The 21,788-nt window shown below is 66.6% G+C and carries 21 protein-coding genes; 9 read left to right on the forward strand and 12 right to left on the reverse strand.

The window, feature by feature from the left end:
* The first annotated feature begins 62 nt into the window (after positions 1-62).
* Positions 63-965 carry an alpha/beta fold hydrolase gene (locus ACYZGB_RS08800; RefSeq protein ID WP_462387862.1) on the forward strand — a complete coding sequence of 301 codons (903 nt, stop codon included), beginning with the start codon at positions 63-65 and terminating at the stop codon, positions 963-965.
* Between the two features lie 95 nt (positions 966-1,060).
* Complete coding sequence (locus ACYZGB_RS08805) at positions 1,061-1,552, forward strand: nuclear transport factor 2 family protein (protein WP_462387863.1); 492 nt, start codon at positions 1,061-1,063, stop codon at positions 1,550-1,552.
* 149 nt (positions 1,553-1,701) lie between these two features.
* On the opposite strand, the gene ACYZGB_RS08810 is transcribed toward ACYZGB_RS08805, so the two are convergent.
* A complete protein-coding gene (locus ACYZGB_RS08810) occupies positions 1,702-2,556 on the reverse strand; it encodes a UPF0149 family protein (RefSeq protein ID WP_462387865.1) in 855 nt (284 codons plus the stop codon).
* 217 nt (positions 2,557-2,773) lie between these two features.
* Here ACYZGB_RS08810 and ACYZGB_RS08815 point away from each other — a divergent pair, with 217 nt between their 5' ends.
* Genes ACYZGB_RS08815 through ACYZGB_RS08825 form a run of 3 tightly spaced genes read left to right on the forward strand, consistent with a single transcriptional unit; the run spans position 2,774 to position 5,819 of the window.
* A complete protein-coding gene (locus tag ACYZGB_RS08815; RefSeq protein ID WP_462387866.1) occupies positions 2,774-4,516 on the forward strand; it encodes an FMN-binding glutamate synthase family protein in 1,743 nt (580 codons plus the stop codon).
* Entirely contained in the window at positions 4,513-5,331 is an 819-nt protein-coding gene (locus ACYZGB_RS08820) for a hypothetical protein (RefSeq protein ID WP_462387868.1), read from the forward strand. Before ACYZGB_RS08815 ends, ACYZGB_RS08820 begins: the two co-directional genes overlap by 4 nt.
* A gap of 14 nt (positions 5,332-5,345) precedes the next feature.
* Positions 5,346-5,819 (forward strand): GNAT family N-acetyltransferase, encoded by a 474-nt coding sequence (locus ACYZGB_RS08825; protein WP_462387870.1) that lies wholly within the window; start codon positions 5,346-5,348, stop codon positions 5,817-5,819.
* Between the two features lie 10 nt (positions 5,820-5,829).
* Here ACYZGB_RS08825 and ACYZGB_RS08830 read toward each other — a convergent pair whose 3' ends face one another.
* The 3 genes from ACYZGB_RS08830 to ACYZGB_RS08840 are packed head-to-tail and all read right to left on the reverse strand — an operon-like array spanning position 5,830 to position 8,070.
* Positions 5,830-6,309 carry a putative toxin-antitoxin system toxin component, PIN family gene (locus ACYZGB_RS08830; protein WP_462387871.1) on the reverse strand — a complete coding sequence of 160 codons (480 nt, stop codon included), beginning with the start codon at positions 6,307-6,309 and terminating at the stop codon, positions 5,830-5,832.
* Positions 6,299-7,591 (reverse strand): THUMP domain-containing class I SAM-dependent RNA methyltransferase, encoded by a 1,293-nt coding sequence (locus ACYZGB_RS08835; protein ID WP_462387872.1) that lies wholly within the window; start codon positions 7,589-7,591, stop codon positions 6,299-6,301. Before ACYZGB_RS08835 ends, ACYZGB_RS08830 begins: the two co-directional genes overlap by 11 nt.
* Positions 7,588-8,070, reverse strand: a complete 483-nt coding sequence (locus ACYZGB_RS08840; RefSeq protein ID WP_462387873.1) for an acyl-CoA thioesterase — start codon at positions 8,068-8,070, stop codon at positions 7,588-7,590. Before ACYZGB_RS08840 ends, ACYZGB_RS08835 begins: the two co-directional genes overlap by 4 nt.
* Positions 8,071-8,294: 224 nt before the next feature.
* Here ACYZGB_RS08840 and ACYZGB_RS08845 point away from each other — a divergent pair, with 224 nt between their 5' ends.
* Entirely contained in the window at positions 8,295-8,777 is a 483-nt protein-coding gene (locus ACYZGB_RS08845) for a glutaredoxin domain-containing protein (RefSeq protein ID WP_462387874.1), read from the forward strand.
* A 50-nt stretch (positions 8,778-8,827) separates the two neighbouring features.
* Here the strand turns inward: ACYZGB_RS08845 and ACYZGB_RS08850 are convergent, their stop codons facing one another.
* The 6 genes from ACYZGB_RS08850 to argS all read right to left on the reverse strand — a co-directional run bounded on the left by ACYZGB_RS08850 (position 8,828) and on the right by argS (position 15,087).
* Positions 8,828-10,411 (reverse strand): RNA polymerase factor sigma-54, encoded by a 1,584-nt coding sequence (locus tag ACYZGB_RS08850; RefSeq protein WP_462387875.1) that lies wholly within the window; start codon positions 10,409-10,411, stop codon positions 8,828-8,830.
* Positions 10,411-11,193 carry an LPS export ABC transporter ATP-binding protein gene (lptB, locus tag ACYZGB_RS08855; protein WP_063462315.1) on the reverse strand — a complete coding sequence of 261 codons (783 nt, stop codon included), beginning with the start codon at positions 11,191-11,193 and terminating at the stop codon, positions 10,411-10,413. Before lptB ends, ACYZGB_RS08850 begins: the two co-directional genes overlap by 1 nt.
* On the reverse strand, positions 11,190-11,846 hold the full coding sequence (gene lptA, locus ACYZGB_RS08860) for a lipopolysaccharide transport periplasmic protein LptA (RefSeq protein ID WP_462387876.1): 657 nt from the start codon (positions 11,844-11,846) through the stop codon (positions 11,190-11,192). Before lptA ends, lptB begins: the two co-directional genes overlap by 4 nt.
* 135 nt (positions 11,847-11,981) lie before the next feature.
* Positions 11,982-12,629, reverse strand: a complete 648-nt coding sequence (locus tag ACYZGB_RS08865) for a thiol:disulfide interchange protein DsbA/DsbL (RefSeq protein WP_063462313.1) — start codon at positions 12,627-12,629, stop codon at positions 11,982-11,984.
* A gap of 79 nt (positions 12,630-12,708) precedes the next feature.
* The gene (locus ACYZGB_RS08870; protein WP_462387877.1) at positions 12,709-13,362 is read right to left on the reverse strand and encodes an SPOR domain-containing protein; all 654 of its coding nucleotides are present in this window, start codon (positions 13,360-13,362) and stop codon (positions 12,709-12,711) included.
* Positions 13,363-13,377: 15 nt separating this feature from the next.
* On the reverse strand, positions 13,378-15,087 hold the full coding sequence (gene argS / locus ACYZGB_RS08875; protein WP_462387878.1) for an arginine--tRNA ligase: 1,710 nt from the start codon (positions 15,085-15,087) through the stop codon (positions 13,378-13,380).
* 218 nt (positions 15,088-15,305) lie between these two features.
* Between argS and ACYZGB_RS08880 the strand changes: the two genes are divergently transcribed.
* A complete protein-coding gene (locus ACYZGB_RS08880) occupies positions 15,306-15,647 on the forward strand; it encodes a PsiF family protein (protein ID WP_462387879.1) in 342 nt (113 codons plus the stop codon).
* A 96-nt stretch (positions 15,648-15,743) separates the two neighbouring features.
* Here the strand turns inward: ACYZGB_RS08880 and ACYZGB_RS08885 are convergent, their stop codons facing one another.
* Positions 15,744-16,190 (reverse strand): DUF2214 family protein, encoded by a 447-nt coding sequence (locus ACYZGB_RS08885; RefSeq protein WP_462387880.1) that lies wholly within the window; start codon positions 16,188-16,190, stop codon positions 15,744-15,746.
* Between the two features lie 154 nt (positions 16,191-16,344).
* A complete protein-coding gene (locus ACYZGB_RS08890; protein ID WP_462387881.1) occupies positions 16,345-17,715 on the reverse strand; it encodes a dicarboxylate/amino acid:cation symporter in 1,371 nt (456 codons plus the stop codon).
* A gap of 511 nt (positions 17,716-18,226) precedes the next feature.
* Between ACYZGB_RS08890 and ACYZGB_RS08895 the strand changes: the two genes are divergently transcribed.
* Together ACYZGB_RS08895 and ACYZGB_RS08900 are read left to right on the forward strand one after the other, a co-directional pair.
* Positions 18,227-20,902: a hybrid sensor histidine kinase/response regulator gene (locus ACYZGB_RS08895; RefSeq protein WP_462387882.1), complete on the forward strand. Its 2,676-nt coding sequence runs from the start codon at positions 18,227-18,229 to the stop codon at positions 20,900-20,902.
* A gap of 109 nt (positions 20,903-21,011) precedes the next feature.
* The gene (locus ACYZGB_RS08900; RefSeq protein WP_462387883.1) at positions 21,012-21,743 is read left to right on the forward strand and encodes a hypothetical protein; all 732 of its coding nucleotides are present in this window, start codon (positions 21,012-21,014) and stop codon (positions 21,741-21,743) included.
* Positions 21,744-21,788 lie beyond the last annotated feature (45 nt).

Here is a 21,788-nt window from a genome sequence, read left to right on the forward strand (position 1 = left end):
GGCACCAGCGGAAGCGGCACCGCAACCTTGCCGCGCCCCCACCACCCACACACCTCCTGCCCATGACAGCCACCACCTGGTTTGAAGGCTTCACCACCCACCACATCGCCACCACGGGCGCCGAGATTTTTGTGCGCACCGGAGGCACCGCAGGCGCACCACCCCTGCTCCTGCTACACGGTTTTCCGCAAACCCATGCGCTGTGGCACCGCGTGGCGCAGCAGCTGGCGCGCGACTACTTTCTGGTGATGCCGGATCTGCGCGGCTACGGCGACTCATCGCACGCGCCCGGCCTGCCCGACCACAGCAACTACAGCAAACGCGCCATGGCGCAGGACATGGCCGAAGTGATGACTGCGCTGGGCCACGGCAGCTTCTACCTCTGCGGCCACGACCGGGGTGGCCGCGTGGCGCACCGCCTGGCGCTGGACCACGCCGCGCGCGTGAAGAAGCTGTGCCTGATCGACATCGCCCCCACACTCGACATGTACGCCCGCACGGACATGGACTTTGCGCGCGCCTACTACCACTGGTTCCACCTGATCCAGCCCGCGCCGCTGCCCGAGACCATGATCGGCGGCAACGCGCTCGCCTACCTGCACGCCAAACTGGGCGGCTGGGGCAGCGCAGGTCTGGCCCACATCGAGCCCCAGGCCCTGGCCGACTACGAGCGCTGCTTCTGCACGCCCGAGGCCATCCACACCGCCTGCGAGGACTACCGCGCCAGTGCCGGCATCGACCTGGACCACGACCGCGACAGCCGCGCACGCGGTGACAAGATTGCCTGCGACACTCTGGTGATCTGGGGCGAACACGGTGTGGTGCACCGGCTGTTTGACCCGATGGCGCTGTGGCGAGCGCAGTGCGCGGGGGTGGTGAGCGGGCAGGCGGTGCCAGCAGGGCATTTCATCCCGGAGCAGTTGCCTGGTGAAACGGCCGATGCGCTGCGCAGCTTTATGCGCTGAATGAGGGCGGTGCCGGGCGCGCCCCCGGGGTCGCCCAAGCGGCACCCACGCCCCACCACCCCGGTGTAGCATGGGCGCCCCGAGGAGGAGACCCCATGCACCCCAACGCCCAGACCCTGCAGCGCTTCTACACCGCATTTGCACAACTCGACCACGCCACCATGGCGGCCTGCTACGCCCCCAATGCCACGTTTGACGACGAGGCGTTTTCGCTCAAGGGCCGGGACGAAGTGGGCGGCATGTGGCGCATGCTGTGCACCGCGACGAAGAAGCCCGGCGCCGCCGAGCACTGGAAGCTGGAGTTCAGCGGCATCGACGCCGATGCCAACGGCGGCAAGGCGCACTGGGAGGCGCACTACCGCTTCAGCGCCACCGGGCGCCAAGTGCACAACATCATCGACGGCACGTTCACCTTCACACCCGATGGGCTGATTGCCACGCACCGTGACCGTTTCAACTTCTGGAGCTGGTCCCGCCAGGCGCTGGGCCTTCCGGGTGTGCTGCTGGGCTGGTCGCCCTCGCTCAAGCGCAAGGTGCGCAGCACGGCGGCGGGGAACTTGAAGAAGTTCTTGGCGCAGGGCGGCTAAAGGGCCGGACGGCCTGCGCCCGGGCCCGCCGATACGGGCGCTCGGCCCGGCCTGTTGCGGCAGGGCCAGATATGAACAAAAACAGGCCCTACCGCGCGCCCATCAAGCGAATTATGCTATTTAATTTATAGCAAATTACCCTAGAGGGCTCAGGCCCCGTGGCACTTCTTGTACTTCTTGCCGCTGCCGCAGTGGCAAGGGTCGTTGCGCCCCGGCTCGGGCGCCTTGCGCACCGTCTCCACGCGCGGGCCCATGCTCTTCCACAGCTGGCGCAGGTCGTACACGGCCCAGATGGCTTCGCCGAAGGCCTCGACGCGCGCCTGGCTGGTGCTGGGTGGGCCGTCTTCGTCGTACATGCAGACCTCGGGCTTGCCGGTGTCGTCTTCGGTCAGGGCGACGATGCGCTCCAGCGCATCGTCCAGCCACTTGGCGGCTTCCTTGTCGCGCGGGGCGGCCCAGTCTTCGGGCCAGTTTTCCACCGCAAACATGAAGCCCAGGGCCCACACCTGGCCGAAGGACGGGACCTCCTGGTCGTCGCCCATCTCGGCACGCTGCTCGTCGGTCAGGCTGGCCACGGCGCCGCGCATGTCCATGGCTTCGGGCTGGAAGGTGCGGTCGTCGTCCAGCGTCTTCACGTCGGTGTCGAGCTGGGCCACGATCTCGTTCCAGCGGCGCATCCACAGGTCCATGAAGCGGGCTTGCTGGGCAGCGTCGGAAAACGCGGGCAACTGCGGCAGCGGGTCGCCTTCGGCCACATCCAGCTCGGCGCCGTCGCCCAGCAGCATGGGCAGGTATTCGGCCGGGCCGATGGGGCGGCGGCTGCAGATCAGCGCGGTCATGAAGCCGTCGCAGAACTCCCACTGCGGGATTTCCTCGCCGCGCGCGCGCAGGTCGTCGAGGATGTTGTCCATCTCCTCCAGCTCATCCGGGCCCAGCGCAGCGGCCGGGGCGGTAGTGGGGTCGAGATCGTCAGTGGCGGGGGTGGGCGATGTGGGTTCGGTCATGGGAGGGCTCCGGTCGTCAAGGGAGAAAGCGGGGGCGGCAAAACAATGTTTTACTTTTATGATGCGCAGGCCTTGTGCCGTGGCGCGGGCCACGGCGGCCAGGGGTGGTGGCGGGGCAGAAAAAAGCGCCGAGCGCCATCCGGCAACCCCACAAAAAGGCGGCCAGTGTAGCCCCTGCGCCCGCCGCTCGCGCCACCGACCCCAACCAGGACGCCCCATGATCCACCAGCTCAACTCCCTCTACCCGGTGCGCTACACAGCCTTTGCGCTGTGCGTGTTCGGGCTGCTGCTGTCGCTGTTTGCGCTGGTGGCCTTTGGCGTGGGGCTGCCCGTGGTGCTGGTGTTTGCGGCGCTGGTGGCCCTGGGCGTGTACGACCTGCAGCAGACGCGCCACGCCATCCTGCGCAACTACCCGGTCATCGGCCATATCCGCTTCATGCTCGAATATGTGCGGCCCGAGGTGCGCCAATACTTCATCGAAAGCGACAGCGAGGCGGCACCGTTCTCGCGTGCGCAGCGCTCGCTGGTCTACCAGCGCGCCAAGGGCGACCCGGACAACCGCCCCTTTGGCACGCACCTGGACGTGGGCGCGCATGGGTATGAATGGGTGAACCACTCGCTCGCGCCCACGCAGCTGCCATCGCACGACTTCCGTGTGTGGATCGGGGGCAGCCCCGATGCGCCGTCGCCATCGGTATCGCCCTGCACCCAGCCCTACCACGCGAGCGTGTTCAACATCTCGGCCATGAGCTTTGGCGCACTGTCGGCCAACGCCATCCTGGCGCTCAACCAGGGGGCCCAAAAAGGCGGCTTTGCGCACGACACAGGCGAGGGCAGCATCAGCCAGCACCACCGCGTGCACGGCGGCGACTTGATCTGGGAGATCGGCTCGGGCTACTTTGGCTGCCGCAACCCCGATGGCTCGTTCAGCGAAGAGCGTTTTGCGGCCAACGCCACCGACCCGCAGGTCAAGATGATCGAGCTCAAACTCAGCCAGGGCGCCAAGCCCGGCCACGGCGGCGTGCTGCCCGGCGCCAAGGTGACGGCCGAGATCGCGGCCGCGCGCGGCGTGAAGGCCGGCGAGGCCTGCATTTCGCCCGCCAGCCACAGCGCCTTCCGCACGCCGGTCGAGATGATGCAGTTCATCGCCAAGCTGCGTACGCTGTCGGGCGGCAAGCCCACGGGCTTCAAATTCTGCCTGGGCCACCCGTGGGAGTGGTTCGCCATCGTCAAGGCCATGCTGGTCACCGGCATCACGCCCGACTTCATCGTGGTCGATGGCGCCGAAGGTGGCACGGGCGCGGCGCCTGTGGAGTTCAGCGACCACGTGGGTGCGCCACTGCAAGAGGGCCTGCTCTTGGTGCACAACACGCTGGTGGGCGTGAACCTGCGCGACCGCGTGCGCATTGGCTGCGCGGGCAAGGTCATCAGCGCCTTCGACATCGCGCGCATGATGGCGCTGGGTGCCGACTGGTGCAACGCGGGGCGCGGCTTCATGATGGCGCTGGGCTGCATCCAGGCGCAGAGCTGCCACACCGGCCACTGCCCCACGGGCGTGACCACACAAGACCCGCTGCGCCAGCAGGCCCTGGTGGTGCCCGACAAGGCCACGCGCGTGGCGCAGTTCCACCGCAGCACCTTGCACGCGCTGCAAGAGCTGGTGCAGGCCGCCGGGCTGCACCACCCCAAAGACATCACGGCCCACCACATCGTGCGCCGCATCACCGACACCGAGGTGCGCCTGCTGTCCAACCTCATCACCCGCATGCAACCGGGCGCTCTGCTGGGCCCGCTCGATGCACAGCACAACGTGTTCCGCCTGTACTGGCCGCTGGCCAACGCCCACAGTTTCCAGGCCAGCGAGCCTGCTCTGGAGCCCTCCATCCCCCACCATGTCGAGCTGGTGCACGCCGCCGCCGTAGGCACCGCAGCAGCGGTGGCAGGGGACGCTGCTGTATGAACTTGACGATGGAAAGCACCACCACCGCCCCGGACTACGCCGCCTTTTTGCAGCAGCAACTGGCAATCCAACCCCACAACGTGATGGCCCATGTGCTGGGCAACGAACAGATCTGGATCAAGCGTGCGGGCGCCCCCCATGGCACGGGCCGCTACCGCGCCATGGCCGTGCTGGCCGCCCTGCTGCGGCTGGACGCCCTGCGCCCCGTGCCCAACCCCGGCGGCCCCACGGCCATTGCCACCGAAGTGCAGCGCCTGCGTGACCTGGCCGCGCGCGGCATCCGTGTGCCCGTGGTGCTGGCCGCGTTGCCGAATGGTTTTGCCATGCGCCACCTGGGCAACGTGGGTGAGGAAACCCATTCGCTGGGCAACGAGATCGACCACGCCGTGCAGGCGGGCGACACGGCCGCTGTGCTGGCGCTGTGGCAGCAGGGGCTGGACACCTTGGCCCAGGTGCACCACCAGGGCACCTGCCTGAGCCAGGCCTTTGCGCGCAACCTGGTGCGCTGCCCCGATGGCGAGGTAGCCTGCATCGACTTTGAAGACGACCCCGCCGCCGTGCTGCCGCTGGCGGTGTGCCATGTGCGCGATGCGCTGTGCTATGCGCATTCCACCGCCATCTACCTGCACCAAGGCGACATGCTGCCTGAAGCGCGCGAGCGTTGGGCAGCGTGGGTGGGGCAGGAGAGCGCGGAGATGCAGCAGGTGCTGGCGACCAGCATTCGGCGAATGGCATGGATGCGATACCTCCCCGCAAGCCGCAGGCTAGGGCGGGATTTGCAACGGGTGCGGGCGGCGTATGACTTGCTGGCCTGAAAGAGTTTTTCGCGATGCCCGACTTTGAGATTTACACCCCCACTCCAGAAGAAGTCCACTCCGGCATCCTCGGCCGTCGGATGCGGCAGTTCAACTACGGCTTTGTGGGCGAATACGGCCAAACGCAGCCCGTGTGGGTGAGCGCACGTGACGCGCAGGGCGAATTGGTAGGCGGGCTGCGCGGATTCGTGTTTTTGCAATGGCTGACTGTGGAGCTGCTGTTTGTGGACGAGGCCGCCCGGCACCAGGGAGTGGGCCGCAAGCTGCTGACCACGGCAGAGCACAAAGCCCGCGACCTGGGCGCGCACAGCGTGACGCTCAGCACCTTCGAATGGCAGGCCCGGGGCTTTTACATCAAGCAGGGCTATGAGGAGTTTGGGCACATCGACAACTACATCCAAGGATTTCAGCTGGTGTATTTGAAGAAGGCTTTGACCTCGTCGGCCCCAGAGACCCCAGGAAGCCTGGTGCCCCGCGCGGAGCCTTGAAAACACGGGCTCAGGCCATCGCAGGCTCGCTGGTCAGCACCACCTCGGTGGCCACGTCCGCCCCCAGGTTCATCAGCCGCTTGCGCATGCAGATCACGGCCTTGTCCTTGCTGAGCAGCACCGCCCGGTGGGCGGCGGCCAGGTCGATGAACTTCTGGTCGTCCGCGTCCTTGCACACGTAGCCCACCTTGGGTGCGATGTCCACCAGCCGCACCTGCGCATCAAACGCGGCCAGTACCTGCGCGGCACCCACGCGGTAGTAGTCCATGCGCTCTGCGATGTGCGGGTAGGCCAGCACACGCTCCAGCTCATCGCGCATGACTTGCGTGGCAATCCAGGCCAGACGCCCCTGGGCCAGCAGCGTGCGAAGGGGGACGGTGCGCGGGTCGCTGAAGATCAGCAGGTCCAGCGCCACGTTGGTATCCACCACCACGGGGCGCGCGGGATCGTCCGCTGGCGCCTCGGTGGGCAGGCGCAGCTCAACCTTCATGGCGTGGGCCGCCGTCGGGGGCCGCCTTGGCAGCCCGGTCGCGCACGGCGCCCTTGATCATGTCGAAGCGGAACATGCGGCATTCGATGGGGCCGTTCCACATGGGCACGCGGCGCGATTCCTTCAGGCGCATCTTGCCGGGCAGTTTCAGGTCGGGCGTGAGCATCCAGGCGGTCCAGCCGCTGTAGTTCTTCTTCCAGTGGGTTGCCAGCTGGCTGAAAAACTCACCGCCGTCTTCGGTCTGCGCCTCTTCGCGGCCCACGGCCATGCCCTGGGCGCGGTCGGCGGCGCGCTCGCTGGCGTTGCGGCCGGCGCTACCTGCGGCAGCAATGCGCTCGCCGTAGGGCGGGTTCAGCAGCATCACGCCGGGCTGGTCGCAGGGCGGCATGCGCTGCAGGGCGTCGCCGCCGCGCAGCTGTACAGCCTCGGCCACACCGGCGCGCTCGGCATTGCGCTGCGCAAAATCGACCATGCGGAAGGCCACATCACTGCCAAAAATGGGCACTGCGCTGGTCTGTATTGCGCTTTCAGCTTCGTTTTTAATAGCACCCCAGACATGCGCCTGGAACGGCAGCAGTTTCTCGAACGCAAAGCGCCGCAACATGCCCGCCGGGATGCGGCAGGCGATCTGTGCGGCCTCGACCACGATGGTGCCGCTGCCGCAGCAGGGGTCGTACAGGGGCTGGGGGTTGTCGCCATGCGGGTCCCAGCCACTGGCGGCGATCATGGCGGCGGCCAGGGTTTCCTTGAGCGGCGCGTCGCCCTTGTCCTCGCGCCAGCCGCGCTTGAACAGCGGCTCGCCCGAGGTGTCGATGTAGATCGTGGCCTCGTCGGTGGTCAGGTGCAGGTGGATGCGCACATCGGGCCACTGGGTGTTCACGTCGGGCCGCACGCCGCTCTTGTGGCGGAAGCGATCGGCCACGGCATCTTTGACCTTGAGGCCCGCAAAGTTGAGGCTCTGCAACGGGCTGTGCTGGGCGGTCACCTCGACCTTGAAGGTCTGGCGCGTGGTGAACCAGATCTCCCAGGCCACATCGCTGGCCATGGCGTAGAGGTCGTTTTCGGAACGGTACGGGCGGTGCGCCAGCTGCACCAGCACGCGCTGGGCCAGGCGGCTGTGCAGGTTGAGCTGCATGGCCTGGCGCCACGAGGCGCGCAGCAGCACGCCACCCCGGCCTACCAGCAGGTCTTGCCCCGTGAGGCCAGTGATGCCATGCACCTCGTCGGCCAGAAAGCCCTCGACGCCCGCAGCGCAAGGAAGGAAAAGTTGGAGTTGGTTCATGTCGATGGGGAGGATACGCGCTCGGGCACTGCGGGGGAACCGGGCTCACCTGCGCGGGCTAACAGCAATTGGCGGATGGATTCGGGGATCAACGCCACCTTGCGGTCGGCCTTGCCGATGAAGACGATGCCGATCTTGCCGCGTGCCACTTCGCGGCCGGAGGTCTTCTCGGTCATGCAGAACACGAGGTCGAAGCCGTAGCGGTTGAAGTCTGCCGGGGCCATCTCCACCCGCATGGTCTCGCCATGGAACCCCTCGGACTTGTACTGCGCCACGATGTCGCCGACGACGATGGACAGGCCGCCCACATCCGCCTCGGGGTAGCCCAGCGACTGGAAGAAACGCACGCGCGCTTCGGACACCAGGCTGAGCAGCTGCGCGTTGTCCAGGTGCCCGCCCTGGTTCACGTGGCTGATGTAGATCTGCAGCTCGGTGGCAAAGCCGAAGTGCGGGGGGAGGTCAAAAACAATGCGGGCCATGGTGGCGGACAGGGGTAGGAAAAAAGGAAGCGGAGAGCACTAGCCTGCGCGGGGAGTGGTGCGCGGCGTGTGCCGCAGGGTGCCTGCAGGGCCACCGGTGGTGGGGCGGCTCAGCACGCCAAGACGCCATGGGTCGCAATGCGGGTTGGTGGCATAAGGACCTTGCAGGCCCCATGCCCCTTGTCTCGTATGCTCTCGGGCAGCGGATTTTACCGGAGCCCCCCATGCGCCCTTTTTATCGGACCCTGCTGACCGTGCTGGTGCTGGCCGCCACGCCCTGGGGCGCAGGCGCCCAGACGCTGTACAAATCGGTGGGCGCAGACGGCAGGGTCGTGTACAGCGACAAGCCCCCTGTGACAGGTGCCGTGGAAAAGACGATGAAGCTGGAGAACCTGCCGGTGAGTGTGGTGCCGGGCGCATCGCCCGCGCCCCAGGCGGCAGCCGCCCCCGACGCGCCGCCAGCCGCAGCCCCCAGGGGCGATGTGGTGCTTTACATGGCGACCTGGTGCGGCTACTGCAAGGCGGCCAAATCCTATCTGGCGGGCAAAGGCATCGCGTATCGGGAGCTGGACATCGACACGCCTTCTGGCAAGGCGGCGTTCAAGCAGCTGGGCGCCAGGGGCGTGCCGGTCTTGCTGACCAACGGCCAGAAGATCGCCGGGTTCACACCCCAGGCGTATGACGCGGTGTTCATGGCACGCAAGTAACCTGGCGGCGGGCGTTCAAGCAGCCCTCGCGCCCTTCAACGCGTTGAGCGCTACAGCGCCTTGCGCAAATTGGCGGGCGCAATCTTGAGCGCCTCGCGGTATTTGGCCACCGTGCGGCGTGCGCATTCAATGCCCTGCTCCTTGAGCATCTCGGCGATCTGGCTGTCCGACAGCGGCTTGGTGGGGCTTTCGGCCGACACGAACTGCTTGATCAGTGCGCGCACGGCCGTGCTGGACGCATTGCCACCGGTTTCCGTGCCCAGGCCAGAGCCAAAGAAGTACTTCAGCTCGTAGGTGCCGATGGGCGTGGCCATGTACTTGGCCGTGGTCACGCGGCTGATGGTGGACTCGTGCAGGCCCAGTTCGTCGGCGATGTCGCGCAGCACCAGGGGGCGCATGGCGAGTTCGCCGTGGGTGAAGAAGTTCTTCTGCCGCTCGACGATGGCGCGCGAAACGCGCAGGATGGTGTCAAAGCGCTGCTGGATGTTCTTGATGAACCAGCGCGCCTCCTGCAGCCGCTGCTGCATGCCCTGGTGGCCCTCGCCGCCCTTGTGGCCGCGCAGCGCGCCGGCGTAGATGTCGTGCACACGCAGGCGGGGCATCACGTCGGGGTTGAGCTGCACGATGAAGTTGTGCTGGCCGTCCCGCCCGTTGGCGCGACCAGCTTTGCGCACGATGACGTCGGGGATGATGATGTTGCGCTCTACATCGACGAACTTGCGGCCGGGGCGAGGCTCCAGGCGGGCGATCAGCGCCATGGCGGCGCGGGTGCGCTCTTCGCCGTCGCCACACAGCTGGGTCAAGCGGCGGATGTCGCGGCGGGCCAGCATCTCCAGCGGCTGCTGGCAGATGGTGAGCGCCGTCTGCACGGTGTCGGGGTCGGCCTCTTCGTCGGCGTCCAGCGCCTTGAGCTGCAGCGTGAGGCATTCGGCCAGGTTGCGCGCGCCCACGCCCGTGGGCTCCAGGCTTTGCAGCAGGCGCAGCGCCACGGTAAAGCGGTGCACCAGCTCCTCGATCTGCTCCAGGTCGTCCAGCCCGGCCAGTGCGATGGCGAGTTCTTCGAGCGGCTCTTCGAGGTAACCGTCGTCGTTCAGGGATTCGATCAGGAAGCGCAGCGCGGCGCAGTCCACCTCGGACAGGCGCAGCGACAGGGCCTGGCGGTGCAAAAAGGCGGTGAGCGATTCGTGCGAGCGGGCCAGTTCGGTGGCGTCGGCGTCGTCGCCCTCCGCATCGTTGCGGGTGCGGGCCGGGGCGTCGCCACCCCACTCGGCGTCGTTGGGCGCCATCTCTACCGTGCCGTCGCCGCTCCAGTCGGGTTCGTCGGCGCCAGGGCCTGGCGATTCGGCATCATTTTGGCCCTCTGCGCCCGCTGTGCTTGCACTTGCAGCTCCTGAAAATATAGCATCTTCAGCGCTGTATTCGTCGGCTTGCGCGGGGGTGTCGGCGGCTTCCAGGCCAAACTCCTCGCGCGGCGCCTCTTCGGCCGTGCATTCGAGGAACGGGTTCTCGTCGAGCATCTGCTCGACTTCCTGCGAGAGTTCGAGTGTGGACAACTGCAGCAGCCGGATGGACTGCTGCAGCTGGGGGGTCAATGCAAGGTGCTGCGAGACGCGCAGCGACAGGCCAGGCTTCATCACATGCGGAAATGTTCGCCCAGGTACACCCGGCGCACTTCGGCGTTGTCCACGATCTCGGACGGCGTGCCCTGCGCCAGCACACGGCCGTCGCTGATGATGAAGGCGTGGTCGCAGATGCCCAGGGTCTCGCGCACGTTGTGGTCGGTGATGAGCACGCCAATGCCGCGCGCCTTGAGGAAACCGATGATGCGCTGGATCTCGATCACGGCGATGGGGTCGATGCCGGCAAAGGGCTCGTCCAGCAGGATGAAGCGCGGCTGTGTGGCCAGGGCGCGGGCGATCTCCACCCGGCGGCGCTCGCCACCGGACAGGGCCATCGCGGGCGAGGCGCGCAGGTGCTGCACGCGCAGCTCTTCCAGCAAGGCCGTCAGGCGCTCCTCGATGGCGTCGCGCGAGAGCGGCTGGCCGTCATCGCCACGCTGCAGCTCCAGCACGGCGCGCACGTTTTCTTCGACCGTGAGCTTGCGAAAAATCGAGGCTTCCTGCGGCAGATACGACAGCCCCAGGCGCGAGCGGCGGTGAATGGGCATGTGGGCCACCGAATGGCCGTCGATGCGGATGTCGCCCGCATCGCTGCGCACCAGGCCCACGATCATGTAGAACGAGGTGGTCTTGCCCGCGCCGTTGGGGCCGAGCAGCCCCACGACCTCGCCTTTTTGCACGACCAGCGACACGTCCTTGACGACCTTGCGGCTGCCGTACGACTTGGCCAGGTGCTGCACCTCCAGGCGGCTGCCGGCCTGGGTGTCAGGGCCGGGATGGACGGGCACTGCGCTCACTTGGAGCCGCCGCCAAGGCTGTTGCTGGGGCGCAGCACGGGTGCGGCGCCGGGGGCGGCCGGCGCAGGCGCTGCAGCACCAGCGGGCGGGTCCTTGGGCGCCAGCACCGCGCGCACGCGGTTGCCGGGGGCCGGGGCATCGCCTGCCGCATTGGTGGCGGGGGCGCGCTGGCCGTCCACGGTGAACACGTCGGTGAGGTTGTTGTAGACGATCACGGCACCCGTGATCTCGTCGCTGAGCGCAGCGCCCCGGTAGCGGCGCAGCTCGGCGCGGGTGATGAAACGCACGTTATCGGCCTTGCCGTCGTACTCGATGACTTCGCTTTCGCCTTCGATGTACTCGTCGGGCGCGCCGGGCAAGGTGTCGCGCTTTTGGCGGAAGAAGGCGCGTTTGCCTGCTTCGGCTGTGACCACACCAAACTGGTAGCCATCGGCATCCTGGCGCACATCCAGCCGCGCGCCGCGCAGCACGATGGTGCCCTTGGTCATGACCACGCGCCCCGAGAACACGCTGGTCTGCTTGAGTTCATCGTGGCGCAACGCGTCGGCCTCGATGTTCATGGGCTTGGCGCGGTCGGCTTTTTCAGCGTGGGCCACGCCATGAAGGCAGGCCAGGGCCGCGAGCAGGAGGGTCGGAAGGAGGCGGTGGTTCATAGGGCACGAATCTTGCAGTTCATTGTAGCCATCCCCACGCGCCCTCCATGAAGAAAGCCCGCATCAGCGGGCTTTCTTCATCGGGTATCCAGGGCCTTTGGCGCTAAGGAGCTTGTGCCCAGGGCAGCCCGGGGCTTACTTTTGCTTGACCAGCGCTTCCACGACCTGGAGCACGTTCTGCATGTTGCCGGCCATGGTGCCGTCCGTGTAGAACTTGCCCGCCACGCCCATGGAGGGCACGCCTTCCACGCCATAAGCGTCCTGCAGCTGCGAGGCGCGGCGGACCTGGTTGGAGACGGTGAACGATGCGTAGACTTCCTTGAACTTGGCGGCATCCACACCCTGCTGGGCTACCCAGGCAAAAATCTCGTCGTCCTTGGCCAGCTTGGCCTTTTCTACATGGATTGCGCGGAACACCTTGGCGTGCAGGGCTTCGAGCTTGCCCATGCCTTCCAGGGTGTAGAACAGCTTTTGCTGGGGCACGAAGCTGGCATTGAAGGCCACAGGCACGCGGCGGATGAAAAGATCCTTGGGCGCGGCCTTGACCCAGGCGTCCAGCGTGGGTTCGAACACATTGCAGTGGGGGCAGCTGTACCAGAAGAACTCGATCACATCGACCTTGCCGGCCGGTGCATCGGGCGCCACGGGCTTGTCCAGCCGCTTGTAGTCCTTGCCCTCCTTGAACTGGCGGGCCTGGGCCAGCGCGGGGGTGGCGACGGGCAGCGTCAGGGCGGAAGCGGCGACTGCCGAAGCAGCGGACAAAGAAAACTCACGGCGTTTCATGGCAAAGACTCTCCTAGTTCAGGTCTGGGGGATGGGAGCCATGCCCCCGCAAAAAGTTCAGCGCCCGAAGTCTGACGCATCAGCGCTGGACGCGCACCAGCGCCGACTCCAGCCCGGCGCCGTCGAGCTTCTCCTTGAGCTGCTCGGCATCGTCGCGCTTGGTGAAGGGGCCCACACGCACGCGGAACACCGCCCGGCCATTTTGCTCACGCTCGCTCACGCGGGCTTCCCAGCCCATCATGGCCAGCTTGGCGCGCTGGGCATCGGCATCGGCCTGGGTGCGGAAGGCACCGGCCTGCACAAAGTAGTCAAACGGGTCCACATTGCCCTTGGCGGCGGCTTTGGCCACGGCCAGGTCGCCCAGCGGGTCGGCACCCGGCTTGGTTTCGGCCTTGGCGGCCTCGGGCTTGCTGGCAGCGGGCTTGGGGGCCGACGCAGCAGCCCGCACCTCAGGCGCAGGTGCTGCAGCCGAGGCCGGCGCCGAAGCGGCAGCCGCTACGGGCGGCGCTGCAGGCCGGGCCGGGTTCTTGCCGTACAGCGGCGAGTTCGGGTCCCAGTTCTTGTTCTTCTGCGACTCGGCGGCGTCCATGTCTGCTGTGCGCCCGCCGCCCTTGTTCAGAAAAGGCACCGGCACCTTGGTCACATACACGGCCACCGCCAGCGCAGCGCCCAGGCCCACGATGACACCGACGATAAAGCCGATGATGGTCCCGCCCGTCTGTTGCTTTTTCATATTGGTAGTAACTGCTTACATTCTGGCTGGAGCTGAAACACCCAGCACGGCCAAGCCATTGTGCAATACCTGGGCGGTGGCGGCGACGAGCGCCAGGCGAGCTTTCTTCACCACTTCGTCGTCCACCAGGATGCGCTCGGCATCGTAGTAGCTGTGGTAGCTGGCGGCCAGGTCGCGCAGGTAGAAGGTCACGTCGTGCGGGGCCTCTCCGTCGGCAGCGGCGGTCAGCATCTCGGGGTATTTGGCCAGTTGCAGCATCAGTGCCTGGGCCTGGGGGCCTTCCAGGGCCGACAGGTCCACATCCTTGAGCGACGCCACATCAGCACCGCCCGCCTCCTGCCAGGCGCGCAGCACCGAGCAGATGCGCGCATGCGCGTACTGCACGTAGTACACCGGGTTGTCGTTGTTCTGCGCCACGGCCAGGTCCACGTCAAAGGTGTACTCGGTGTCGGGCTTGCGGCTGAGCAGGAAGAAGCGCACCGCGTCCTTGCTGGTCCACTCGATCAAATCGCGCAGCGTGACGTAGCTGCCCGCGCGCTTGCTGATCTTGACCTCTTCGCCGCCCTTGACCACACGCACCATGGTGTGCAGCACGTAGTCGGGGTAGCCCTGCGGAATGCCGACATCGGCCGCCTTCAGCCCGGCACGCACGCGGGCGATGGTGCCGTGGTGGTCCGTGCCCTGGATGTTGACGACCTTGGTGAAGCCACGCTCCCACTTGGCGATGTGGTACGCCACATCCGGCACGAAGTAGGTGAAGGAGCCGTCCTGCTTGCGCATGACGCGGTCCTTGTCGTCGCCGTAGTCGGTGGACTTGAGCCACAGCGCGCCGTCCTGCTCATAGGTCTTGCCGTTGGCGACGAGCTTGTTCACCGTGGCCTCGACGCGGCCGCTGGTGTACAGGCTGGATTCGAGGTAGTACTCGTCGAACTGGAGGTTGAAGGCTTGCAGGTCCTTGTCCTGCTCGTTGCGCAGGTAGGCCACTGCAAACTGGCGGATGTTGTCGTAATCCTGAACATCGCCATTGGCCGTGAATTCGCGGTCATCGGCCTTCACCGTAGCCTTGGCCTTGAAGGCCTCGGCGATGTCGGCGATGTAGTCGCCGTTGTAGAAGTTCTTGGCCAGCGGATTCTCGCTATCGGTGGGCCAGCAGTCGTCGCCGGGCTTGAAGCCCTTGGCGCGCAGCTGCGTGCTTTTTGTGAGCGTGTCGATCTGCACACCCGCGTCGTTGTAATAGAACTCACGGTGTACCTTCCAGCCCTGGGTGCTGAACAGGTTGCAAATCGCATCGCCCAGAGCGGCCTGGCGGCCGTGGCCCACGTGCAGCGGGCCCGTGGGGTTGGCCGAGACAAACTCGACCAGCACCTGCTGGCCGTTGCTCGCCTGGTAGCCAAAGCGTTCGCCCGCAGCCAGCACCTCGCGCACCACTTCCTGCTTAGCGGTGGGTTGGAGACGGATGTTCAGAAAACCCGGGCCCGCGATTTCAATGGCGGACACCCAGCGCTGGAAAGCAGGCGTGGCCTCGAGCGCGGTTTTGAGCTGCTCGCCCAGAGCGCGGGGGTTGAGCTTGAGCGGCTTGGCCAGCTGCATGGCTGCGGTGCAGGCAAAGTCGCCATGCGCGGCCACCTTGGGGGATTCAAAGGCCGCCTTGGCGCCAGCGCCGGGGGAGAGGATGTCCAGCTCGGCCGCAAGCGCGGCCAGCAGATCGTGTTTGACAGAAAGCATCGGGGGATTTTACGGGCCGGGCCGCACCCGCCCCGGCGGGCGGGCGCAAGGCGCACTTGCCCAGCACCCAGCCCCTTGCCGCGCGCAGCCAGGACGCAACAGATTGTCAGGAATTCTTTCCACCTGCATCACCGTGTCAGCCACACGTGTCGCCGGTACGTTGTAATCGGGCAATCCGACGCAGGTTGCGTCTGATGCCACCTACCAACGGAGCCCCCATGAAGAAGCTTCTCACCCTGTCTGCCCTGAGTCTGGTCCTTTCGTTCGGCGCTGCGCACGCTGCCGACGCCCCCGCCAAAGCGGCCGCCCCCGCGCCTGCTGCAGCGGCCTCCGCCGCACCGGCGGCAGAACCTACCAAGCAGCAGTCCAAGATGGGCACCTGCAACAAGGAGGCGGGTGACATGAAGGGCGACGAGCGCAAGGCCTTCATGAAAACCTGTCTGAGCAACAAGCCCGCCACGCAGCAAGACAAGATGAAGACCTGCAACGCCGACCCCAAGGCCAAGGCCCTCAAGGGCGATGAGCGCAAGGCCTTCATGAGCGAATGCCTGAAGAAGTAAAGAAGCCACACACCTTGCGCCCTGACACCGGGGCGCAAAAGTAAAAAAGCCCGCAGACCACTGGCCTGCGGGCTTTTACTTTTTGGACGCCCGGGCTTACCAGCCGCGCGCCCAGAACACCGCAATCACCGCTACCACGGGCAGCACATGCGACTGGATCATCACCAGACGGCGCACGTTGGCCACCTCGTGCGCGGGCGGCAAGGCCCCCGTGCTATGCAGGTTCTGGCGCCAGCGGCGAAACGCGGCCGAGGGCACAAACGACAGGAGAATCATGGCCACCACAATGGTGATCTTGATGTGGAACAAGGGCTGCGACAGGTACCACGAGGCCCCCTTCACCCCCCAGATCACCCGCGCCAGGCCACTGCCGATCATCACCGCCCCCGCCACGCCATAGATCACATCCAGCCGGGCCAGACGCTCGACCACGGCGGCGTTGAGCCATTCGATGCGGCACAGCGCCGCCTGGCTCGACAAAAAGACCACAAAGGTCAGGATGGCCAGAATATGCAGAGCGGCCAGAACGGCTTCGAGGGTCATGGTCAGGTTCCTTGGGGCTTGGTTGCGCGCCGTGGTTCCGACGGGCAATCAGGGAAGATCAGACGCCATTGTCCATGGTGGCCCTGCCCATAAAAAAACGGCGCAGACCGTGGGGCCTGCGCCGTGCCGAGCGAAATCCTGCCTAACCGGCGGATCAGGCCACCGTGCGGGCCACCGCGCCCACGGGCATCTCAGCAGGCACCACCGGGGCAACGGCTGCCGACACAGCAGCGGGCAGCGGGTGACCGTTGAGTGCGGCGTCCAGGCGCTCATGGTCCAGCGCGTTTTCCCAGCGAGACACCACCACCGTGGCCACGGCGTTGCCGATGAAGTTGGTGAGCGAGCGGCACTCGCTCATGAAGCGGTCCACACCCAGGATCAGCGCCATGCCGGCTACCGGCACTTCAGGCACCACGGCCAGGGTGGCAGCCAGGGTGATGAAGCCCGCGCCCGTCACACCCGCTGCGCCCTTGGACGACAGCATCGCCACCAGCAACAGCGCCACCTGGTGGCCCAGCGTCAGTTCGGTGTTGGTGGCCTGGGCGATGAACAGCGCGGCCAGCGTCATGTAGATGTTGGTGCCGTCCAGGTTGAACGAATAGCCCGTGGGCACTACGAGGCCCACCACCGACTTGCTGCAACCGGCTTTTTCCATCTTTTCCATCAGCGACGGCAGGGCCGATTCGGACGACGAGGTGCCCAGCACCAGCATCAGCTCGGCCTTCAGGTAGCGGCACAGCTTGAACACCGAGAAGCCACACAGCCGCGCCACAAAGCCCAGGATCACCACCACGAACAGCAACGAGGTGATGTAGAACGAGCCCACCAGCCAGGCCAGATTGACCAGCGAACCCAGGCCAAACTTGCCGATGGTGAATGCCATGGCGCCAAATGCACCGATGGGCGCTGCCTTCATCACAATGCCCACCACCTTGAAAACGGGCGTCGTCAGCGCGTCCAGAAAATTGAGCACCGGGCGGCCCGCTTCACCCACCATGGCCAGGCCAATGCCGAACAGCACAGCCACCAGCAATACCTGCAGGATGTTGTCGCCCACAAACGGACTCACCAGCGTCTTGGGGATGATGTCCAGCGCAAAGCCCGTGAGCGTCATCTCGTGCGACTTGGCCACATAGCCCTTGACAGCGGTCTGGTCCAGGTCGGCCACGTTGATGTTCATGCCAGCACCGGGCTGCACCACGTTGGCCACCACCAGGCCGACCACCAGGGCCAGCGTGGAGAAGAACAGGAAATACGCCATGGCCTTGCCAAACACCCGGCCCACGGTGGAGAGCTGCGACATGCCCGCGATGCCGGTGACGATGGTCAAAAAGATCACCGGCGCGATGATCATCTTGACCAGCTTGATGAACGCGTCGCCCAACGGCTTGAGCGCCTCGCCATAGGCGGGCTCAAAATGGCCCAGCAACACGCCCAGGACGATGGCGAGCACCACCTGGAAATACAGTTGGCGGTAAAACGGCAGCCGCACGGGGTGCGCGGTGGGGGCAGAAATGGCGTGCATGGGGATGTCTCCTGAAATCACGGGGCTGCACCAGCGGGGTGCAGCCAGTGCGCATTGAGAACCTGTTCAAGATCTTTTCGGGGTCGCACAAGTACCTTGCCGGGATGGGATGCTAGGCGCAGTGCGCCGCCAATAGCTCGGCTATTGGCAAGCGCTGCAACGCCGCAGACCGCCCGGCAAGGCACTTGCCCGAAGGGTTGGAGTGAAATCGGGCGATTGGAAGCCCCGGCTGCTTGCATGGGCACGAGCCCATGCGGCGCACCCGAGGCATCCACTCATCCCGATTGCACGCCAATGCGATCCCCGAAAAGATCTTGAACAGGTTCTAAGGGTGCCGTTTGTACCGCTGCACTTTGTTTCAGCCGATAACCTATTGGTATTAGTCGCCCTGCGCCCCAGAGGAGAGCATCCGCGCACCATCAGGGTAATTACCTAGCCCTGGGAGCCCCCAGACCGGGTGCGGCACACTCCCCACCTGCACCAGACTGGCCTCAGAACCTCCGCTTTTCCCATGCCCACGCCCCGCCTTCGCCAGTTCTGGACCCTGCTGACCCTGCTGGCGGGCATGGCGGCCAGCATGTTCGTCGCCGGGCAATGGGCCTGGCAGCGGTCGCTGCACGACGAGAGCCAGAGCGTGCAGCGCCAGCTGGCCCTGTACGGGCAGACACTGGCCCAGCGCATCGACCGCTACCGCACCCTGCCCGAGGTGTTGGCGCTGGATGCGCAACTGCAGGGTGCACTGCAGCGCCCCCTGAGTACCGCCGAAGTGGCCCAGCTCAACCACAAACTGGAGCAGGCCAACGGCGCCAGCCAGTCCTCCACCCTCACCCTGCTCAACCGCGACGGTCTGGCCATTGCGGCCAGCAACTGGCGCACGGCCACCAGCAACGTGGGGGTGGACTACAGCTTTCGCCCCTATGTGCAGCAGGCGCTGGCCCAGGGGCGGGGCAGCTTCTACGGCATTGGCGTGACCACGGGCGAGCCGGGCTACTTCCTGTCGCAGGCCATCCGCGACGACAACGGGCACACGCTGGGGCTGGTGGCCATCAAGATCGCGCTGCAGGAGCTGGAGCGCGAATGGCTGCAGACGCCCGACATCGTGCTGGCGTCGGACGCCCACGGTGTGGTGTTCCTCGCCAGCCAGGACGCCTGGCGCTACCGCCTGCTGGAGCCGCTGGACGACGAGGAGCGCCGCGAGCTGAACGCCACGCGGCAGTATTCCGACCAGCCCCTGCGGCCGCTGGACTACCGTGTGGACGACCACCTGGACAACGGTGGCCGCCTGGTGCGCCTGCAGCCCTTGCACGACATGCCCGCCCTGCCCGGCCGCATGCTGTGGCACACCCAACCGCTGCCCGGCACCCCCTGGCAACTGCACCTGGTGCACGAAACCCACAGCAGCATGGCCGACAGCCGCTGGGCCGCTGCTGCAGGCGGGGGCGGCTGGCTGGCATTGGCACTGCTGGTGCTGTTTGTGCGCCAGCGCCAGCGCCTGGCCCGCCTGCGCCAGCGCAGCCGCCAGGAACTGGAGACCGTGCTGCAACAGCACGCGCAGGAGCTGCGCACCGCGCAGGACGGCATCGTGCAGGCGGCGCAGCAAGCCGACATGGGCCTCTCCCGCAGCCTGGAACACCTGCCCCAGGGCGTGGTCATCATCGATGCCGACCTGAAGCTGGTGGCATGGAACTCCCGCTACGTGCAGCTGTTCCGCTACCCCGCCGACCTGATGCAGGTGGGCCGCCCCATCGAAGACCTGATGCGCCACAACGCACGCCGGGGCCTGCTGGGCCCCGGCCCGGTGGAAGAAGCCATCGAACGCCGCCTGGCCCACCTGCGCAGCGGCACACCCCACCTGCACGAAAGCGCCAAGGGCGACGGCACCGTGCTGGAGATCCGGGGCAACCCGCTGCCCGAAGGCGGCTTTGTGACCAGCTACGCCGACATCACCAGCTACAAGAACGCCGCGCGCGAGCTGCGATCGCTGGCCGACGCACTGGAGCAGCGCGTGGCCGACCGCACCCGCGACCTGGACGCCGCGCGGCGCGAAGCCGAGCAGGCCAACCGCTCCAAGACCCGCTTTGTGGCCGCCGCCGTGCACGACCTGCTGCAGCCGCTGAACGCCGCGCGCATGTTCACCTCGCTGCTGCGCAGCCATCTGCCAGGCGACACCGAACGGCATGCCGTGGACAGCATCGACGGCGCGCTGGCCGCGCAGGACGCCATCCTCAACAGCCTGCTCGACATCTCGCGCATGGAATCGGGCCAGTTCGATGTGCACATCCATGACGTGGCCCTGGGCCCGCTGCTGCAGGTGCTGGCCCACAACTTCGGCGTGCTGGCCGAAAGCCAGGGCCTGAAGCTCCGCTGCGTGCCCACGCGCGCCGTGGTGCGCACCGACGAAAACCTGCTGCGCCGCATCCTGCAGAACTTTGTCTCCAACGCCATCCGCTACAGCCGGCATGGGCGGATCGTGGTGGGCTGCCGCAGGGTGGGCAATGGCCACCTGCGCATCGAGGTGCATGACCAGGGCCCCGGCATCCCCGAGGCGCTGCAGCGTGAAATTTTCGAAGAATTCCGCCGCCTGGACGAAGGCCGCGCCGACGACCGGGGCGCAGGCCTGGGCCTGGCCATCGTCGAACGCCTGGGCCGCCTGCTGGGGCACGAGATCGGCCTGCGCTCGCAACTGGGGCGCGGCAGCGTGTTCTGGGTGTGTGTGCCGCTGGGCAACCCGGCGGCTGTGCAGCAGGCCGCCGCCGCCCCTGCCACCACACAGCAACCCGCCGACGATGCCCCCCTGCAAGGCAGCAGCGCCTGGGTGATTGAGGACGACGGCCCCACCTGCGCCGCCACCCAAGCCCTGCTGCAGCGCTGGGGCTGCGCAGTGCCCCTGGCCGGTGGCGCACCCGAAGCGCTGGCCGCAGCACAACCCGGCCAGGCGCCCCAGCTGGTGCTGCTGGACGTGCACCTGGGCAGCCACCACCATGGCCCCGACGTCTACACGGAGCTGTGCCGACGCTGGAGCCAGGCCCCCGCCGTGATCCTGGTCACCGCCGAGCGCGACGCCACCCTGCGCCGCCAGGCCGCCGAGCGCGGCTGGGGCTTTCTGGCCAAGCCGGTGCGCGCCCCGGCGCTGCGCGCCTTGATGAGCCAGACGCTGCTGCGGCTGGGGGAAAGCAACAGGAGATAGACCTATCTCACGGTGGGTACTTGGGAAACACCAGGACAGCCCCCACGGCCGCCTTGGCTCTCATAAAGTACCGCGTCAGCACCTACACACCGAAACGGAGGACGGAACGATGAGCGAAGCAACTCTGTATGCGATGGATGCCCCACGTGTCAAAAGCGCAGATGCGGCGGCAGACTTTCTGGAGAAATGGCAGGACAGCACCAAGGCTCCGACCGCGCGCATCGCAGCCTTCTTTGAGCGCCTGTTGCAAACCTGGTCGGCAGACGGCCCCGGGAGCGCCATCTGGTACGAAGGCTTTGACCACAACCCACCCGCAGGACAGGTGCTAGCGATGGCGTTCGCGCTGCGCGAGTTCGACACCGAGCGGCTGCAGCAGCTGCGTGCGATGGCCCAGGCCCATGGCGTGCACATCTTCGACCCGGAAGGCCATGTGCTGTACCTTGCCGACGGTAGCGAAGCCCGGGCCCCGTCATTGGCCGCCCCGGAACCTGGTGCCCCATCCCAATGCATATCTGGCGTGCGCTTTGACGGCGTGTACGAGACGAAGCGGGAGAAAGGCTGGACCTACCTCTGCTTCACCGCCGATGGAAAGATCTTCTGGCAAAGCACCGGGGGCCGCTTCCAGGCCCGCGCGGCGATGGATAGCTTTGCGACGGGCGACTCTTTCATCGTCAAAGGCACCTACAAGCCCGCCGAGAACGCGTTCAGCGCACGGCTGAAGGCCTCGTTCGGTGCGTTCAAGATGAATGGTGTCTTGAAGGAAGACGGCCTGCATGTGCATTCGGAGCGGACGAACGGCAGCTACCCATTCGACTCCGTGTACACATTCCTGCCGCTGTAGGGCCTCCTCGGCCCAGTTCGGCGCAGCCCCCGCCGCGCAGAACCG

Source organism: Acidovorax sp. Q11, from assembly GCF_054950075.1.

What these genes read in the sequence shown, in the direction of transcription:
- ACYZGB_RS08800 (WP_462387862.1), top strand. Translation starts at nt 63, where the DNA reads ATGACAGCCACCACCTGGTTTGAAGGCTTCACCACCCACCACATCGCC.
- ACYZGB_RS08805 (WP_462387863.1), top strand. Translation starts at nt 1,061, where the DNA reads ATGCACCCCAACGCCCAGACCCTGCAGCGCTTCTACACCGCATTTGCA.
- ACYZGB_RS08810 (WP_462387865.1), bottom strand. Translation starts at nt 2,556, where the DNA reads ATGACCGAACCCACATCGCCCACCCCCGCCACTGACGATCTCGACCCC.
- ACYZGB_RS08815 (WP_462387866.1), top strand. Translation starts at nt 2,774, where the DNA reads ATGATCCACCAGCTCAACTCCCTCTACCCGGTGCGCTACACAGCCTTT.
- ACYZGB_RS08820 (WP_462387868.1), top strand. Translation starts at nt 4,513, where the DNA reads ATGAACTTGACGATGGAAAGCACCACCACCGCCCCGGACTACGCCGCC.
- ACYZGB_RS08825 (WP_462387870.1), top strand. Translation starts at nt 5,346, where the DNA reads ATGCCCGACTTTGAGATTTACACCCCCACTCCAGAAGAAGTCCACTCC.
- ACYZGB_RS08830 (WP_462387871.1), bottom strand. Translation starts at nt 6,309, where the DNA reads ATGAAGGTTGAGCTGCGCCTGCCCACCGAGGCGCCAGCGGACGATCCC.
- ACYZGB_RS08835 (WP_462387872.1), bottom strand. Translation starts at nt 7,591, where the DNA reads ATGAACCAACTCCAACTTTTCCTTCCTTGCGCTGCGGGCGTCGAGGGC.
- ACYZGB_RS08840 (WP_462387873.1), bottom strand. Translation starts at nt 8,070, where the DNA reads ATGGCCCGCATTGTTTTTGACCTCCCCCCGCACTTCGGCTTTGCCACC.
- ACYZGB_RS08845 (WP_462387874.1), top strand. Translation starts at nt 8,295, where the DNA reads ATGCGCCCTTTTTATCGGACCCTGCTGACCGTGCTGGTGCTGGCCGCC.
- ACYZGB_RS08850 (WP_462387875.1), bottom strand. Translation starts at nt 10,411, where the DNA reads ATGAAGCCTGGCCTGTCGCTGCGCGTCTCGCAGCACCTTGCATTGACC.
- lptA (WP_462387876.1), bottom strand. Translation starts at nt 11,846, where the DNA reads ATGAACCACCGCCTCCTTCCGACCCTCCTGCTCGCGGCCCTGGCCTGC.
- ACYZGB_RS08865 (WP_063462313.1), bottom strand. Translation starts at nt 12,629, where the DNA reads ATGAAACGCCGTGAGTTTTCTTTGTCCGCTGCTTCGGCAGTCGCCGCT.
- ACYZGB_RS08870 (WP_462387877.1), bottom strand. Translation starts at nt 13,362, where the DNA reads ATGAAAAAGCAACAGACGGGCGGGACCATCATCGGCTTTATCGTCGGT.
- argS (WP_462387878.1), bottom strand. Translation starts at nt 15,087, where the DNA reads ATGCTTTCTGTCAAACACGATCTGCTGGCCGCGCTTGCGGCCGAGCTG.
- ACYZGB_RS08880 (WP_462387879.1), top strand. Translation starts at nt 15,306, where the DNA reads ATGAAGAAGCTTCTCACCCTGTCTGCCCTGAGTCTGGTCCTTTCGTTC.
- ACYZGB_RS08885 (WP_462387880.1), bottom strand. Translation starts at nt 16,190, where the DNA reads ATGACCCTCGAAGCCGTTCTGGCCGCTCTGCATATTCTGGCCATCCTG.
- ACYZGB_RS08890 (WP_462387881.1), bottom strand. Translation starts at nt 17,715, where the DNA reads ATGCACGCCATTTCTGCCCCCACCGCGCACCCCGTGCGGCTGCCGTTT.
- ACYZGB_RS08895 (WP_462387882.1), top strand. Translation starts at nt 18,227, where the DNA reads ATGCCCACGCCCCGCCTTCGCCAGTTCTGGACCCTGCTGACCCTGCTG.
- ACYZGB_RS08900 (WP_462387883.1), top strand. Translation starts at nt 21,012, where the DNA reads ATGAGCGAAGCAACTCTGTATGCGATGGATGCCCCACGTGTCAAAAGC.